General features: G+C 52.4%; 14 protein-coding genes and 1 tRNA gene. 7 read left to right on the top strand and 8 right to left on the bottom strand.

Annotated features, from left to right (window positions below; translation table 11 throughout):
• Positions 1–21: 21 nt before the first annotated feature.
• Both corA and SH668x_RS15195 read left to right on the top strand, forming a co-directional pair.
• On the top strand, positions 22–1,140 hold the full coding sequence (gene corA / locus SH668x_RS15200; RefSeq protein WP_437185914.1) for a magnesium/cobalt transporter CorA: 1,119 nt from the start codon (positions 22–24) through the stop codon (positions 1,138–1,140).
• Positions 1,141–1,295: 155 nt separating this feature from the next.
• Positions 1,296–1,369, top strand: a tRNA-His gene (locus SH668x_RS15195).
• 377 nt (positions 1,370–1,746) lie between these two features.
• Here the strand turns inward: SH668x_RS15195 and SH668x_RS15190 are convergent.
• Positions 1,747–2,202: an RrF2 family transcriptional regulator gene (locus tag SH668x_RS15190; protein ID WP_437185913.1), complete on the bottom strand. Its 456-nt coding sequence runs from the start codon at positions 2,200–2,202 to the stop codon at positions 1,747–1,749.
• A 135-nt stretch (positions 2,203–2,337) separates the two neighbouring features.
• Between SH668x_RS15190 and hmpA the strand changes: the two genes are divergently transcribed.
• Positions 2,338–3,576, top strand: a complete 1,239-nt coding sequence (gene hmpA / locus SH668x_RS15185; RefSeq protein ID WP_437185912.1) for an NO-inducible flavohemoprotein — start codon at positions 2,338–2,340, stop codon at positions 3,574–3,576.
• A gap of 331 nt (positions 3,577–3,907) precedes the next feature.
• Here the strand turns inward: hmpA and SH668x_RS15180 are convergent, their stop codons facing one another.
• The 6 genes from SH668x_RS15180 to SH668x_RS15155 form a co-directional block, all read right to left on the bottom strand.
• Positions 3,908–4,420, bottom strand: coding sequence for a ferritin-like domain-containing protein (locus SH668x_RS15180; RefSeq protein ID WP_437185911.1), 513 nt, complete (start codon positions 4,418–4,420; stop codon positions 3,908–3,910).
• 105 nt (positions 4,421–4,525) lie between these two features.
• Positions 4,526–4,750 carry a hypothetical protein gene (locus SH668x_RS15175; RefSeq protein ID WP_437185910.1) on the bottom strand — a complete coding sequence of 75 codons (225 nt, stop codon included), beginning with the start codon at positions 4,748–4,750 and terminating at the stop codon, positions 4,526–4,528.
• 111 nt (positions 4,751–4,861) lie between these two features.
• Positions 4,862–7,060, bottom strand: coding sequence for a catalase (locus tag SH668x_RS15170; RefSeq protein ID WP_437185909.1), 2,199 nt, complete (start codon positions 7,058–7,060; stop codon positions 4,862–4,864).
• Positions 7,061–7,175: 115 nt separating this feature from the next.
• Positions 7,176–7,673: a general stress protein gene (locus SH668x_RS15165; protein ID WP_437185908.1), complete on the bottom strand. Its 498-nt coding sequence runs from the start codon at positions 7,671–7,673 to the stop codon at positions 7,176–7,178.
• A 596-nt stretch (positions 7,674–8,269) separates the two neighbouring features.
• Entirely contained in the window at positions 8,270–8,671 is a 402-nt protein-coding gene (locus tag SH668x_RS15160; protein WP_437185907.1) for a hypothetical protein, read from the bottom strand.
• The gene (locus SH668x_RS15155; protein ID WP_437185906.1) at positions 8,672–9,490 is read right to left on the bottom strand and encodes a wax synthase family protein; all 819 of its coding nucleotides are present in this window, start codon (positions 9,488–9,490) and stop codon (positions 8,672–8,674) included.
• Between the two features lie 367 nt (positions 9,491–9,857).
• On the opposite strand from SH668x_RS15155, the gene SH668x_RS15150 reads away from it, so the two are divergent.
• The 3 genes from SH668x_RS15150 (at position 9,858) to mobA (ending at position 12,606) form a co-directional block, all read left to right on the top strand.
• The gene (locus SH668x_RS15150; protein WP_437185905.1) at positions 9,858–10,997 is read left to right on the top strand and encodes an SPFH domain-containing protein; all 1,140 of its coding nucleotides are present in this window, start codon (positions 9,858–9,860) and stop codon (positions 10,995–10,997) included.
• Positions 10,998–11,062: 65 nt separating this feature from the next.
• Positions 11,063–11,872, top strand: coding sequence for an IS5 family transposase (locus SH668x_RS15145; protein WP_437185075.1), 810 nt, complete (start codon positions 11,063–11,065; stop codon positions 11,870–11,872).
• Between the two features lie 83 nt (positions 11,873–11,955).
• The gene (gene mobA, locus SH668x_RS15140) at positions 11,956–12,606 is read left to right on the top strand and encodes a molybdenum cofactor guanylyltransferase (RefSeq protein ID WP_437185904.1); all 651 of its coding nucleotides are present in this window, start codon (positions 11,956–11,958) and stop codon (positions 12,604–12,606) included.
• Here the strand turns inward: mobA and SH668x_RS15135 are convergent.
• Entirely contained in the window at positions 12,574–14,181 is a 1,608-nt protein-coding gene (locus SH668x_RS15135) for a Ppx/GppA phosphatase family protein (RefSeq protein ID WP_437185903.1), read from the bottom strand. The two genes, mobA and SH668x_RS15135, sit on opposite strands and share 33 nt — an antisense overlap.
• Positions 14,182–14,649: 468 nt before the next feature.
• Here SH668x_RS15135 and SH668x_RS15130 point away from each other — a divergent pair, with 468 nt between their 5' ends.
• Positions 14,650–15,975 carry an ATPase, T2SS/T4P/T4SS family gene (locus SH668x_RS15130; protein WP_437185902.1) on the top strand — a complete coding sequence of 442 codons (1,326 nt, stop codon included), beginning with the start codon at positions 14,650–14,652 and terminating at the stop codon, positions 15,973–15,975.
• Positions 15,976–16,013: the final 38 nt, after the last annotated feature.

Below are 16,013 nucleotides of genomic sequence, written 5' to 3'. Positions count from 1 at the left end.
GGCTTTTTTCGGAGTTGCAGCGTGGGACTCATCGACGTTCTTCAGAACGCACCTGAACATGTCCGTGAACTAGGAACTCAGCGAAAGTTTCATCGTCGGACCATTCCGGGGGCTGCTCCGGGGACGCTGGTGTCCGATACTTCGAAACATAAAACACAGATGAGGCTGATGATCTATGGGGGGGGAGAGGTCATCGAACACCCATTGATTGAAATATCTAAAATCCCGGAACCGACTCCGGGACACGTCATGTGGCTGGACGTGTCAGGCCTCGCTGATGCAGACGTGATTGGAGCGATCGGAAAAAAATTTCGTCTTCACCCCCTCGCACTCGAAGACGTTCTCCATATTCATCAGCGAGCCAAGACGGAGGAATACCCCGAGTTCCTCTTCATTGTTGCCCGCATGCTGCAACCAGATGGAAATGGAGGATCGGAGCAGGTGAGCATGTTTCTGGGGAAAAATTTCGTGATCACGTTTCAGGAAGATCCCGGTGACTGCTTTGACGTCATCCGCGAACGAATTCGAAAAAATGGCCAGATCCGAGGACGTGGTCCGGATTATCTCGTCTACGGACTGCTTGACTCCATCATTGATGCCTACTTCCCCAGATTCGAGCGGATCGGTGCTGAACTCGATGAGATTGACGATTCACTGACTCGAAAGCCAAATCGCACGCATTTGAGTGAGCTGCATGAGATCCGCCGACATCTGATTCAGCTACGGAAACTGCTTTGGCAGCACCGGGATTCGCTGAACACTTTGGTCCGACAGGAGACGATGTTTGTCAGGCCGGAAACTCAGATTTATCTGCGAGACACACTAGACCACGTCGTTCAGTTAATTGATGTGTCGGAAACTGATCGGGATTCCTGCACGGGATTGCAGGAATTGTATCTTTCCGAACTGAGCCAAAAGACGAACGATGTGGTCAAAGTGCTGACTCTGTTTTCCACGGTCTTTATGCCGATGACCTTCATCGCTGGCGTTTACGGGATGAATTTTCGAACAGAGATTTCCCCCATGAATATGCCGGAACTCGATTGGTACTATGGGTATCCGTTCTCATTGGCGTTGATGTTCGGGACTGGATTCTTGATGCTCATTTTCTTCTGGTGGCGGGGGTGGTTCCGTCGGTAGAGTCAGAGGAGAGCGACGCGGATCCGATTTCTTGAGAAAATCTCTCAATAAAAAAATCGTGAAAACAGGAGGACGCGGATGAGTTGCCGCGAACCCTCCGCTTGATTATTCTCTCCGTTTCCTGACGCGAACGAAAGTTGTGTCGGGATGAGATGGTGGGTATAGCTCAGTTGGTTAGAGCACCAGATTGTGGATCTGGGGGTCGCGGGTTCAAGTCCCGTTACTCACCCTTTCGAGTAATTCGCGAGCGAGCCTACGTGCTGTAGAGGTACGTAGAGGGATCAGTAATGAGGCGCAAGCCTCTGCACGCTAAAGCCTTGGTACCTCCTTGCGAATTACCCGAAGTCACTGCGATCAAGAGGGTTAATGAAGCAGGCGAAAGCCTCTGCCGTTTTGAGCCTTGGTACCTCCTTCCAAAACTCTCTTTTTCATTTCTGAGCGGCGTTTTGCAGTGGGCCCGCGGAACGAATCGCTTTCTTCCTGCCTCCCGAATTCATGCTGCGCATCGGCACTGCCCTCGATTGGGTATTAAGCTCTAAGTTCATTCCCAGCATTTACTCGAGGCTGTCTCGGTTCACTTTCGGATGCTTCTGATTCCAAATGCATTTACTTCTTAGTTTTGCTGCCCTTTAAATTCTTTATCTCGACTTCACAAAGTGGCGTGAATTGGCTCGTCGATTCGTGAAGATCCTTCAACGTGACCCCCTGAAATGCGGCTTCAGTGGCGGCATAGGCCTTGTCGAGTTCGGCATGTAACGGACAAAGCTCTGTGTGTGATGCGATTCCGAGTGGACATCGACGAATACGCTCGATGGGGGAGACTGCATTGATCACATCTAAAATCGTCACATCACTCGTAGGCTTCGCGAGTTCATAGCCTCCGCCGGGACCTGGGCGAGATAGAACGAGTCCGTGCGCAGCCAGATCCTGCAGCACTCGGGTGAGATATGCTCGAGGGGCCTGTGTTTTCTTCGCCAAGGCGTCTGCAGACTGCGGTTGCACGCGAGTGCTTGCCAAACAAATGATCGCTCTCAGGGCATATTCTGCCGTTTTGGAAAGCATGAGGAATTCGCTCAATTCTGATTCAAATAATTCTGGACCTTGACGTCCAGAATTAAATCTATACATTTTTGTACAGATTTCACTCTACCTGATCAGCGACACGCTGACAACTTCTTTGGCACTCAAGGAGTCAGAATGCTCTCTCCCAAAACCATTGAGATCGTCAAACAGATCACCCCGCTGGTGGCTGCCAATGCAGAAAAAGTCACTCGACGGTTCTATGAGCTGATGTTCGCAGAAAATCCGGAAGTAAAGGCTTATTTCAATCCGGCGCATCAGCACTCTGGGGGGCAGCAGCGGGCATTAGCTGGGGCAATTTGTGCGTATTTCATGAATATCGACAACCTCGCGGCGCTCGGTCCCGCAGTGAATTTAATCGCTCATAAGCATTGCTCTCTCAACATCCAGCCCGAACATTATCCAATTGTCGGTAAACATCTGTTGGCTGCGATTCAGGACGTGTTCGGAGAGGCTGCGACAGAAGAGATTATCGCTGCCGTCGCGGAGGCCTATGGCTTCCTTGCAGAGATCTTCATCGCACAAGAACAGGAGATCTATCAGCGGCAGCGTGTCGCCGCCGGAGGGTGGAATGGCTATCGGAAGTTCATCGTTGAACGGAAAGTCCCCGAAGGTGAGATCGCCACTTCCTTCTATCTCCGCCCTGCTGATGATGGGGAATTGCCTACATACGAACCGGGACAGTACGTCACAGTCCGTATCGATCATCCCCAAATTCCGACATCTCCTCGCAACTACAGCCTTTCAGATGCTCCCGGAAATGGACACTATCGAATCAGCGTCAAGCGTGAGTCGCGACTTGTTGACGAAGCACCTGATGGAGTCGTTTCGAACTACCTGCACGACTCGGTTCAAGTTGGCGACGCATTGGAAATCGGTCCTCCCTGCGGTTCGTTTACAATGACTCCGGAATCCTGCGGAGAGAACCCGGTCGTCTTTCTCGCGGGTGGAATTGGGGTGACGCCGCTGCTGTCGATGGCGAAAACTTTGGTCAGGCAGGGGGCTCGAACGCCAGTTCACTTCGTTCACGCAGCACGGAATAGTCGAGTTCATCCGCTTGCTGATGAGGTTCGCACCCTGGGAGAGCACTCGACTGTCTCGACGCACGTCATCTATAACGCCCCGTTGGACGACGATTTGTCGGGGCGACGCTGCGATAGCGTTGGCACGATTGATCTGGGATTCCTTCAAAGTCACACCCCCTACAAGCAGGCATCATTCTACTTCTGTGGGCCCAAACCGTTCATGCAGTCGGTTTATTCTGGCTTGAAGGAGTTAGGAGTGGATGACGATCGGATTGCGTTCGAGTTCTTCGGTCCCCATCAGGAAATCACGACACCTGCAAGTGTTGTTTAACCATCAATGCGATCAATGGTTCTGGGCCTCCAGACGTCGCGTGGAAAGAACTGCTCTAGGCGACGTCTCCAGCGCACAGATCTGCGGATCACCGAGGAAATTTCTCGTCACCTATTACGGACGAGGATGCTGCTATCACATGGAATTTAGCGAAGTTGGTAGCAGTCTTCGAACAGAAGAAATTGAATGGCGACAGGCACCGCTCAACGAAGTGAACGGTGCCTGCTGAACCTCGGGGGTGGATCGCCGCCAAAATAACAGTGTGGCTGCATCAGCAACATCCATCTCGACCGAGGACGTTCTTTCAAATGGTTTGCGGCAAGATTTAACTCTAATCCGCTTCAACGGCGTCTTGCGGTTCAACAGCAGCGGGATTAATGGTTTCGGAAATTTGCGTTAGCTTCTTGTCCGCCGCCTCTTCCTCGCCCATTGTTTGTTTCAATACATTCAGGGCCGCATCGTGTCCCAATAGTCTTGCCCAAGTGCAAAGAGTTCCATAGGTCGCAATTTCATAATGCTCCACTTTTTGAGCGGCAGCAATGATCATGGCGTCAAGAACTTGGGGGGCTCCTTCTTCTTCGAGGACCGATGCGCCTTCCTCGAGGATTCCGGCCATTGCTTCGCACTTCTTTGCCCGCGGTTTCAGATCAAGCGATTCCATCGCAGTCTCGACACGTTCGACGTGAACCTTTGTCTCTTCCAAGTGCGATTGGAGAGCCTTACGAAGCTGGTCGCCCGACGCACATTTTACCATTTTCGGGAGCGCTTTGAGTAGCTGTTTTTCAGCGCTGAGAACGTCCCGAAGTTCATCAATGAAGGCATCTTGCAATGAATTCAAAGCCATGTCGCTGCTCCTAGGATGGAAGAAATTTGAACCAGAAGTCGATCGAGCAATTTGTAGACCAGTGATTTATTGCGGGAGATCTCGCTTTGATGAGCTCAGCCGGAACTACGACACGAGAGAGTCCCGGATGGATTGAGACGCTTTAAGTTCATAGACCGTATTTCCCTTGCTGTACTTAGCAGCGAGGGCCTCGAGTTCCTCCCTTGTCCCGGTGATTTTGTCATAGTCATCGGGAGCAGTTGCATATTCATTAGGCGTGATCTCAGCCATGTCGCCAGCGTGGACCGTCTGTTCGGACCAGATGTAAATCGTGATTGCCTCACTGCTCATGAGAGGTTCCTCAAGCTAGGGGTGAAGTGCCCGATGGTCGATGGAACGGAATTCACTTCTGTCGGACGTGAGTTCATGAATCGGACTCGTCATCAGGAGAACCAAAGAGAGTTAATTCACCATCGACTCACGCTCCCAGATTCGCTGTTGACCAAGAGTGTCGATGAACTCTTTGATTCCTTTTGCCGTGGACGATTCTGAGGAGCAGATCACTCCAAGCTGGTTCGTAACTCCCTTCTGGGTCGAGGATGTCGTATCCAGAAGAGAGACCACGCGAGTCTGCATCAGAAAATCGATTCCACTTCCGAATGCGCCAATCGGCTTACAGTGCTTATTAGATTCTTCGACGAAACCGACCGCTTTCGGGAGCTTTTGCAGCGCCACTGTGCTGGCCTCTCCATCTGCGATGATCACCGCATCAAAGAGAACGGAGGCTGTGGTGGGTAAGGCGAAGTCTACTGGAATTTCCTGACCATCCTCACCGACAATCGAACCACCGAGAGGCGCGACTACGTGCAATGTGGCTCCGGCCTCCTTGAGTGCTTTTCGAATTGATTGAAGGCTTCGTTCGTTGACCCCGTTTGCACACAGTGCCGCAATCTTTCTCGTTTCAATCGTCCCAGTTACCGAGTTAGCCATGCTCAGAGCAGGGGAAATAACAGGCTTGCCGGTGAATTTGCGAGGTTGTTGCTCTCCCGCCTCTGCATCAGCTCCAATCGCCATATTGAGCGGTCCATCGATCTTGGATGGAACGCTGATTCCCAGACCGTCTGCGACCGCTTGTGCTAAACCTGCGTCGATTTGCGACAGGACGTAAACCATCCGTTCCCTGACATGCGGCGTTTCGCATTTCCCCAATTCAAAACGTAACGCATCGATAATGTGCTGTTGTTCATGCGGAGCCTGGCTGTGGAAGAACATCGCAGCCTGGCTGAAATGATCGGAGAAGCTGGGACTTTTCGCTCGAAGCTTCGCTCCGTCGACCTTTTCCGCGTAGCTTACGAATCCACCATTTCTTGCTGGCGCCTGAAGCGGAGCATTTTGGTTGAGTGAATTCGGCTGATAGGCGACTCGACCGGGGTTGATCATCTGCCGCATGAAACCATCTCGTTGATGATTGTGCAGCGGAGCAACTGGGCGATTGATTGGAATTTCATGGAAATTTGGACCTCCAAGCCTGATCAACTGTGTGTCCGTATACGAGAAGAGGCGTCCTTGGAGGAGCGGATCGTTACTAAAATCGATCCCCGGCACGAGATGACCGGGATGAAACGCGACCTGTTCGACTTCAGCGAAGAAGTTCTCCGCGTTGCGATTGAGGGTCATTTTTCCGATGCGCTCGACGGGAATCAATTCTTCAGGGATCAGTTTCGTCGGGTCGAGTAGGTCGAAATCGAACTTGTGTTCATCTTCTTCAGGTATGATTTGGACGCCGAGTTCCCATTCGGGGAAATCGCCATTCTCGATTGCTTCCCACAAATCGCGACGGTGAAAATCCGGATCGCAACCCGAGATGCGTTGGGCTTCGTCCCACAACACGGAACTCATTCCAAGGAGAGGCTTCCAATGGAATTTAACGAAGTGGGAGCGCCCTTGTTGATTGATCAGACGGAATGTATGAACACCGAATCCTTCCATCATTCTGAGGCTGCGAGGGATGGCTCTGTCGGACATCACCCACATGACCATGTGTGCCGATTCTGGTGTGAGCGAGATGAAATCCCAGAACGTGTCATGAGCGGACGCTGCCTGTGGCATCTCGTTGTGGGGTTCCGGTTTGACCGCGTGGATCAAGTCGGGGAACTTCATCGCATCCTGAATGAAGAAGACCGGAACGTTGTTGCCGACCAGATCAAAGTTCCCTTCGTCAGTGTAAAACTTAACAGCGAATCCTCGTGCGTCACGTGCGAGATCGGTTGATCCTCGTGAGCCGGCGACTGTCGAAAATCGCACGAAGACTGGCGTTTCCTTGTTCGGGTCCTGAAGAAATCCTGCTCGAGTGTATTTCTCCATCGATTTGTAAACGCGGAAAACGCCGTGTGCACCGTTCCCGCGTGCATGAACGATCCGCTCAGGAATTCGTTCATGGTCGAAGTGTGTGATCTTTTCTCGAAGGATGAAATCTTCCAGCAGCGACGGGCCTCGCTCACCCGCTTTGAGTGAGTTTTGATTGTCGTTGATTGGCAAACCCTGGTTTGTCGACAGGTAGCCGTCGTCAGATCCCTCCAGATGCTGGGAAAGATCTTTCACTTTTTGGTTCGAGGGTTTCGCCCCTTTTTTTGCGCTGGAACGTTGTGGCCCTTTTTTCATCGCTTCATTCCTTCTCGAAGAGAACGCGACTTCATTGTGAGTGATCACACATTGCAACTACGAAAAAAGGCCTCCGCACCTCAAGTTGGTCGCGGAAGCCTTTTGGGTTTTATTATTACGATGGCGACCGAGTGTAACCGCCACATTGGGTTAGGACGTCTTTTGCCTGGGCGATGTTTGTTGTCCCGTGCACGGTGACAATGGTGCGTCCTGCTTTAAATTCTTCCTCGTAGTACTTGGCGTCTTCATCAGGAATTCCGAGACCAACCAAGGCACCTCCGATCCCTGCGGCGGCCGCCCCAGCAGCGGCGCTGGAAAGAAGCACACCTAAAGTTCCGCCAAAGATCGCTGGACCGATTCCCGGAAGAACGTTTGATAAAATTCCGATCGCCCACAAAGCACCAATTCCAGCGCCCGTCGCCAATCCTGCAACAGCCCCTTCTTCGACTTTGGTGCTGGAATCCTCGAGCACTTCGCCTTCAACGTGTTGTGACACCACGCCAATTTGCTCGTCGGTATAGCCCAGTCTCTTTAACTCAGCGATTGCTCTCTGAGCTTCAGACCGATCCTTGAAAACTCCGATCACGGTATCGGTCGCTGATCCCGTAGACATAACAGCCTCCTCGGTTTGGTGGACGATCATCTTCTTTGGCCTGATAGGCAGTCGAATGATGTGTCGCAAAAGTCGTACCTTCAGCCTCTCGAGTCGTCGCTGCACGTGAGCCGATTGAGCACAATCGAGTTTGTTCTAAGTGAATGCGACAAACGTAATGGCGTCGTTAATGACTCGCTTCACCGATATTTGCGATTTGAGGCGAAGCACTCGAGAAATTGATCGAGATTTTCTTCAATAATCCATCCGCGACTCAATGCCAGCGATTATTGTTCTCCAGCTGACCATGCTGGACTGCAATCGGTCAGCAGCGGGAAAAGGGCTCTATGCTGACCTTTCTGCGTGCAGGAGCAGCGGATATGCGCTGGGCGTAATTCGCTGTGCGCTACGGGTCGGAATGATCACGTCATCAAAAATAGCAAGGGAACGCGACACTCTCGTTGCTGAGCGGGAGCGACTGATTGCGAACGTGAGATCAGCGAGCATTCGTAGATTGCTTGGATCTGCGATGAAGATTTTACCTTGCCCGTTTGATTGAACGCGTTGATGCAACAAGCATAACGTTGAGGTCGACTTACTCTGGTCGATCATCTCAGTCAGTGAAATGTCGCCCATGCGAACACGATCATAAAACTCAAGAACATGACTGTCAGTAGATGGTAGCCTGCATGGAGCCACCAAAATTTCAGGTGAGGCTTCGCTGATAGAAAGGGCTGCAACGATACGCGGACGCCCCAGAAGATCAGCCCGTAAGCAGAGACAGCGCGAGCGAGAACGGTACCGGAAGCGATCTCACCTGCTGCTACAAGGCAAATCGTCGCGAGTGCGATGATCGCCATGACAACGTACCCACCGTAAATCCAAAAGAGTTGTCGAACTAATACTGGAAGAGGAGAGAGCGTCGACTTCCAGTCGAGCTGGACGGGAACCAATGCGGAAGCAATGAGCACAAAAAACTGTCCGATTCCAATGGTAAAAATAGCCTGTGAAAGAGACATTCAGATTTCCTTTATGGCGGAAAAGAAGGGAACGATCACGTTCTTGAGAAATGGAGGATGGAACAGGAGTGCAGATGGAACTGCGACGATGCAGAAGCAGCAAAGCCTCCCTGAGAACCCTTGGCTGAGTTTCCAGTATCTCCCTGCAGATGTTTTGGCGATGAGGATGCCAGCCCCTTGAATCAGGAAGTAAAGGGTCGGGAGCCCGTAACCGCTTCTTGCGGGAACCGAGATCACGATTTCATGAATGAGTCCGCTGATCAGGAAGCCGACTAAGAGAGCCGTGGAGGGGCTGTAGATTCGGTTCAACGGCTTGAATAGGTAGGTGTACGTCAGGTCGCGAAATGCAAGGTTCCAACGGGTTCCCCAGAATTCTCCAACCCCCTGAGCGAGAATCGGAGCATTCATGATCGGCTTGGCATTCAGTCCGATTCGTCTCCAAAAACAGGAGAGAAGATGAAATAACCCGAAGTGAAAGAAGAAGAGGAGGCCGATCATTTCAAGGCAGCCGGTGAGGTACCAGTGCAGATTGGAGGTGGTCGCAATCACGAGCAGCCAGATTCCAAGGATCCACTTGCCGAACGCAAAGCAATACTCAATGGAGGAGGGCGGATTGATGGGCATTGGATGGGGATCAAGGAATTTGTCAGCGTCCATTCCGGGCCATGCGAACAGGTAAGCTGCCTGCTTCCAAACGGGGGGACCTTTCCATTTGCAGTTCCGCCAAGTGAGGAACTTCAGCGCAAAGTACATCAATGCGACAAGCAGAACCATCACCGCCCAGGCAGAGACCGGGTTGTTGGGCAATTTGTCAGGCATGTGTTGGTTCTTAGGTCCAAGGCAACGATTTCACAGTTTGGGCGTCGCCCGTTCCTTGTATAAGCTGTGAGACAGAATGAATGAGGGCTGCTGGCGGTTTTGGTTCGAACTTTCCTGATTTCTCGAATCGTGGAACTCTGCTGAGAAAGGTCTCCTGCGTACTCATGAGAAGCCGTCGACGAAATCTCAGAAATCTTTCGGAGGCTTGGGAAATCTTTGATCTTGAAATCCGTTATTGATCGTTCATTGGTGGTGTCGATACGATCATCGAGTAGACTACGCAACGATCACGTGATGAATTGTTTGCGTCACAGATTGATTCATTTCGGGCTTCATATCTACGTTCGCATCAGCCTAAGGGATCCCAATGGGCATTTTTGACAAGTTACGTAATGAACTGATCGACATCATCGAGTGGATTGATGATGGACGTCATACCGTCGCCTGGCGATTTCCCCGCTACCAGAACGAGATCAAAAACGGCGCGCAGCTGATCGTTCGTCCCGGGCAGGTTGCAGTGTTCGTGTTGAACGGCCAACTCGCAGATGCATTCGAACCAGGACATTACACACTCAAGACGGACAATCTCCCCATCCTGAGCACGATTGCAGGATGGAAATATGGGTTCAACAGCCCATTCAAAGCGGAAGTCTACTTCGTCTCGACTCGTCAGATCACTGATCTGAAGTGGGGAACTCCGAATCCAATTATGCTCCGCGATGCGGATTTCGGGCCTGTCCGATTACGAGCTTTCGGAACGTACGCCGTGAAGGCAGTCGACCCGAAAGCACTACTCAAGGAGTTGATCGGGACGACGCAGAATTTCTCTGTCGATGAGATCACTGAACTGATGCGATCGATCATCGCAACAGCTTTCGCGGACTTGATCGGCACGTCCAAAATCAGTGCGCTGGATCTGGCTGCACATTATTCCGACCTGTCCGAGCAACTGCGGAAGGCTGCTCTGGAGCGTGTCGATGACGAATACGGTCTGGATATTCCACAGCTGTTCATCGTCAATGTTTCGCTTCCAGAAGAGGTGGAAAAAGCCCTCGATACCCGCAGCAGCATGGGGGTCATCGGTGATATGAACAAATACCAGCAATTCCAGATGGGGAAAGCCATGACCCTTGCAGCCGAGAACCCCTCAGGTGGGGGGGCCGCGGAAGGCATGGGGCTTGGTTTGGGATTTGCAATGGCCAATCGCATGGCCACTGGAATGCAAGGTGCTCCCGCTGCAGGAGCGGGTGCACAGATGGCTCCGCCTCCGTTGCCGGCTGATTCTGTCTGGCACGTTGCGGCCAATGGACAGAGCCAAGGACCTTTCAGCGTTCAACAGGTTCTTTCTGGAATTCAAGTCGGCCAGATTGCAGCGGATACGCTTGTTTGGAATCCTGCATTGTCCGGGTGGACCGCAGCAGGACAGGTCGGGGCATTGGCATCCGCGTTCCAGAAATCTCCTCCGCCCCCACCGCCGCTTCCACCGTCAGCACCTCCCGTGCACTGATAACTACGGTAGGTGAGTAGAGTCTGTTATGGACTTAAGTGTTGGTTTTGAAGTAGTTTCCGTGGATGAGCAAGCCCCGGATGCCTTACCCCAGTGACGTCACGGACGACGAATGGGCCTTTTTAGCCCCCTATTTGGCGCTGGTGAAAGAGGACTCGCCGCAGCGGGTTCACTCCCTTCGAGCCGTGTTCAATGCCATGCGGTGGCTGGTACGCACCGGGGCGCAGTGGCGGTTCATGCCCCATGAGTTCCCGCCTTGGCCCGTGGTCTATCAGCAGGCTCGCCGTTGGCTGGAGGCTGGCGTGTTTGAGCACATCGCTCATGACCTGCGGGAAGTGGCTCGCGTGGCTCAGGGACGCGATGAGCCCCCCTCAGCAACGATCTTAGATGCGCGAGTCATCCAATCCACTCCCGAGAGTGGTGCCAGAGCCGGTTACGATGGCGGCAAACGGCGGAAGGGCTCGAAGGTTCACGTGGCCATTGACACGCTCGGGCACCTTCTCGCCTTGAAAGTGACCCCAGCCAATGAACAGGAGCGAGCCCAGGTTTCCGACTTATGTGTCGCTGTGCAGGAGGCGACTGATCAGGCCATTGAAGTCGCCTATGTGGACCAAGGTTATACTGGCGAGAACGCGGAAGAGGCTGCCGCTGAGCAGGGAGTGGAACTGCGCGTCGTGAAACTCCCTTATGCCAAGAAAGGATTCGTATTATTGCCACGTCGGTGGGTCGTGGAGCGGACCTTTGCCTGGCTAGGACGATCACGGAGGCTGGCACGTGACTACGAACGACTGGCAGAAGTCTTGGCCGGATGGCACTGGGTGGCCATGGTCGCACTGCTGCTCAAATACACGCCGATCGTCGTCCAGAGTTCATAACAGGCTCTAGTGAGACTCATTCAGCGAGTGTATTGCCCATACACTCGCTGTTTTTTTACCGAGGCGAAGACGCTGGAGAAGTGATGATCAGCGGTGAAAACGAAACTTTAGCGATGCAACGGCGTATTGGCGCTGTCGTACTCTGTGGGGGAGAGAGTCGACGGATGGGAAGGCCGAAATGGTCACTGCCGTTTGGAGATGAGACCTCTTTAGCGCGAGTCGTCCGGATCGTGAGTGCAGTTGCGTCGCCCGTTGTTGTCGTCGGTTACCCCGAAATGGAGCGTCCCATCCTTTCTGAACAGACGCTATTCGTCCGTGATCAAACACCGTTTCAAGGGCCTCTTTCCGGATTCGCGACCGGACTTGAAGCACTGAAAAATCAAGCCGATGCAGCCTTTCTGCTGGGATGCGATTCCCCGATGATTCGGTCGGACCTACTCCGGTTTTTAATGACTCAGCTCCAAGTCAATTCGGAAGTGGTCGTCGTCCATCAGGCAGATCGGCTCCAACCGTTGGGGGCGCTGTATCAACTCTCTGTGACGAGGCAGGTCACTTCGCTCCTGGAGTCGGGAGAACGCAGCCTGCAGGCACTATTGAAACATTGTGAGCGACGGATCATCTGCGAGAGTGACCTTGCGGACGTAGATCCCGGTCTGCAGTCGTTCCTGAATATGAACACCGTCGACGACTACCACCGATTGTTAGAGCTGGCTGGTTTGAGACACTCCAGCTGACGGCTTCACCTGATTTCGAAGAAGCACTTCCAGTCCGAAGATTGTCTCGAAGAAAAGTCGGTTTCGTCGAACTGCGATTTGCTCAATCGAGAGATCTTCTACCGCCGGGACGGAGATAATCAGGCGATTACGAACACGACGACATTCAATCGAACGAATCCGCTGACTTCGCGAGGCATCGAGTGCGATAGCGATCCGTAAAATCGCCGCTAATTTCGAAATGATGACTCGGCGATACCGGTCCATCGATGCGTAGAGTTGATGTGTGATTTTGGGCATGGAGCGGCGATGATATCTCGCGACGACCGCCACCAATTGCAGGTCGTCCGAGGTGATCCCGAACAGCGTGCTGTTCATGATCAGATACATCGAGTGTTTGTGCATGCTGCTGGTGTTGATGTAGCTGCCGGTTTCGTGCAGTGCGGCTGCCACGTAGAGCAGCGTTTCGTAACGGTCATCAAGAACATGTTCTTTTCGAAGCTGGCGGAAAAGTTGCCGGCAGAGTTCCGCAACGTTTCGAGCGTGGTCTTCGTCTACGTCGTACTTATTCGCCAGCTCCCAAGTCGCGCGAATGATCTGCTTCTGAAAATCGTCAGTCCAGGCACCGCTCGCTTCAGCCATATCTCGAATCAGACCATCTCGAAGATTGACATTGCAGACGAGTACTTTGTCCACCCCGAGCAGCTGAGCCATTTTCAGGTTTGAAATGAGCGCAGGGCCGACGGTTTCCGCCTCGGCATAGGTGAGGTGGAATTCGTTGACCAACTGGTCTTCTGTGCGGGAGAAAATGTAGTTCACGAAGTTGGTCAGTTCGACCACGCTGATTTCCAAGAACCCGGAATCGCTGATCGACTCCTCAAGAATTTCTTCCGCGGCAAATCGGATGTCCCCGCCCATCGCGACCATATTCACTTCTGACTCTGAACGGAGTAACTCTGTGAAAGGTTCGAGGTGGCTGTGGATTTCACCTTCAATGATGCTACGTGCTTTCGTGCGGGGGACACGGTAGGAACTCAGCGTTTGCGAGAGCCGCAATGAGCCGAGTCGAAATGCATGGGAGTAGGAAACGTTCCCTTGCTCGAGCGTCAGGACTTCAGTGCTTCCTCCGCCCACTTCGATGATCATTGATCGCGATTTGAACAACGCGGGCTGCGCTTTGAGAAGTGGTTGCACACCGCGGTACGTCATGCGGTGAACTTCGGCTTCGTCGAGGGTTTCGATAAATAGCCCGGTCGCAACGAAGACGCGGTCGATGAAAGTGATGCGGTTGCTTGCTTCACGCACAGAACTGGTGGCAACGACTCGAATGTCTTCCTGGCGATTGATACGGTATTCATCGAGTTTGTGCCTGTAGCTCCGAAAAACTGACACGCATTCTTCGATGGTTTTTCGAGAAATCTCCCCGGTGTTGAAGGTGTCTTTGCCAAGGTGAACGGCTTGCGAAAGTGTCTCCAGTAGCCGAATCGCTCCATCAGGCTTGATTTCGGCAATCGCCATTCGAATGGAAGCAGCACCAATATCGATCACAGCGACTGTTCGGACTCGCGTCGAGCCTGTCCGCGTTGGGGCGTTCACGTTATGACTTTCCTTGACATTTCTTGATTGTTCCAGCCGAGAATGCAATATCGCAGTTCCAGTTCCTGTTCGCCAGTATTATTCTGAGAGGGACCACTGAATTGCTCGCTTTGGGGCGTTCATTGGCATGGCGTCTGCTGACTCGAGGAACTGTGGAGTGAGACGCAAACGCTGAGGCGAATTGCAGTTTTTAGGTGCAATGTTCTTCCAGGAAACGCTCAAAACTGCATTATCGAATCAAATTGAACTTCGGGCAGCCGAAGTTGTATCGGTGAACAGGATTGTGACTGTGATTTTCTTGACCTCTCTGTCAGAATGCGTATTGGGTAAACGTGCCAGCCGGCAGGTTTACCCAATATGATTTACTAAACACAGTGACCAATTTACTAAACACAGTGACCAAGCGAATTGGAACTGTTCGAAGCCTTGTGACTTCTACTGACCGACATCATTAATCGGGACCGAAACGTGATCTTTGGATTTGGACGCAAGAGCGAGAAAGTCAAAAAGGAAGACCTGGATGAAGAAGAGGAATTGGTCCTCTTTCAGGGAGCGATGAACGGGAATAACCCGGACCTCTCTGCCAATCCCCGATTAGTTCAAGTTGGGCTGGTCCCTGCGAAGCAGTTGATCAGCGACGCGTTGGCTGCCAGGGCCGACATGATTCGCCTCGACCCGAAGGGGCAAGTTGTTGGCTCTACAGTATTCATTGACGGCGCACCGACAGCCCCTGCGAGACTTCCAGGTCAGCAAGGGCAAGCAATCATTCAGATGCTGAAAATGCTCGCCGGTCTCGATATCAAAATTAAATCGAAACCACAGGTCGGATCGGTCAAAGCAGAGTACAAAGGCAAAACCTACGAGTTGAAGTTGAATTCTCAACCTATCGAAGGTGGAACTGAGCGGTTGATTGTTCGCGTCTTCGATCCCAAGATTGTCCTCGAGAAACCTCGCGATCTGGGATTCCCAGAACCACTTATTGAGCGAGTGCGAGAATTCGGGGCGATGAAGAATGGATTGGTTCTGGCTGCGGGACCACCATTCTCCGGCCTGACCACATTGAAGATTGGCTTGATCCGCTGTACCGATGCGTACCAGTACTCGATCTATTGTCTGGATCAATTTGGCGGGCGCGAGTTGTCTTATGTGAAGATGTTTGAGCCACTCCCCGACGACGACTTAACGAAGACGATGCAGCGTGCTCTGCGAGAAGACGCCGATGTGATTGCAGTGCCTCCGATCGAAGGTGCAGCCGATGCACAGGCGATTCTGGAATTTTCCAAGAAAGCTGCAATTGTCTCGGATCTTCAGTCAAGAGACGCGGCTGATGCCATTCTCCGACTAGTGGCAGCAACCAAAGATTCGAAATTGGTTGCAGAGCAATTGCGACTGGTTGTGAGCCAGATGTTCATTCGCGCACTTTGCAAGAAATGTCGACGGGCGTATCGCCCCAATCCAGTTCTCCTCAAGAAAATCGGGTTGCCGCCAGAAACACGCGTGCTGTACCGCCCTGCAATCGAAGGGGCACACTCGAAGGACGATGAAGAATCGAAGGATGACGTCCAGTACTGCGAGCAGTGCAACGGGCTCGGATACTTCGGCAAGATTTCATTGCTTGAAGTGATTGAAGTCACCGAGGCGGTGAAGAAGGTCATCCTGTCAAACGGAGATTCCAAAGCGATTCGTGCAGCCGCTCGAGCTGAAAAGATGCAGTCTTACCAGTCGGAAGGATTGCGTGCTGTGCTCGAAGGAAGCACTTCGCTCGAAGAATTGCAGCGTGCTTTCAAAGCCTGACCTGATGGGCATCATTCACAAGCGCGGCGTGTTCAGGA

It is taken from the genome of Planctomicrobium mucosum, from assembly GCF_051466335.1.
GTDB lineage: Bacteria > Planctomycetota > Planctomycetia > Planctomycetales > Planctomycetaceae > Planctomicrobium.
Note: the sequence above shows the minus strand (reverse complement) of the source record. Positions and strands in the feature narration are given on the sequence as shown.

What these genes read in the sequence shown, in the direction of transcription:
- SH668x_RS15150 (WP_437185905.1), top strand. Translation starts at nt 9,858, where the DNA reads ATGGGCATTTTTGACAAGTTACGTAATGAACTGATCGACATCATCGAG.
- SH668x_RS15170 (WP_437185909.1), bottom strand. Translation starts at nt 7,060, where the DNA reads ATGAAAAAAGGGCCACAACGTTCCAGCGCAAAAAAAGGGGCGAAACCC.
- mobA (WP_437185904.1), top strand. Translation starts at nt 11,956, where the DNA reads ATGATCAGCGGTGAAAACGAAACTTTAGCGATGCAACGGCGTATTGGC.
- SH668x_RS15160 (WP_437185907.1), bottom strand. Translation starts at nt 8,671, where the DNA reads ATGTCTCTTTCACAGGCTATTTTTACCATTGGAATCGGACAGTTTTTT.
- SH668x_RS15145 (WP_437185075.1), top strand. Translation starts at nt 11,063, where the DNA reads ATGAGCAAGCCCCGGATGCCTTACCCCAGTGACGTCACGGACGACGAA.
- SH668x_RS15180 (WP_437185911.1), bottom strand. Translation starts at nt 4,420, where the DNA reads ATGGCTTTGAATTCATTGCAAGATGCCTTCATTGATGAACTTCGGGAC.
- SH668x_RS15190 (WP_437185913.1), bottom strand. Translation starts at nt 2,202, where the DNA reads ATGCTTTCCAAAACGGCAGAATATGCCCTGAGAGCGATCATTTGTTTG.
- hmpA (WP_437185912.1), top strand. Translation starts at nt 2,338, where the DNA reads ATGCTCTCTCCCAAAACCATTGAGATCGTCAAACAGATCACCCCGCTG.
- SH668x_RS15155 (WP_437185906.1), bottom strand. Translation starts at nt 9,490, where the DNA reads ATGCCTGACAAATTGCCCAACAACCCGGTCTCTGCCTGGGCGGTGATG.
- SH668x_RS15165 (WP_437185908.1), bottom strand. Translation starts at nt 7,673, where the DNA reads ATGTCTACGGGATCAGCGACCGATACCGTGATCGGAGTTTTCAAGGAT.
- SH668x_RS15175 (WP_437185910.1), bottom strand. Translation starts at nt 4,750, where the DNA reads ATGAGCAGTGAGGCAATCACGATTTACATCTGGTCCGAACAGACGGTC.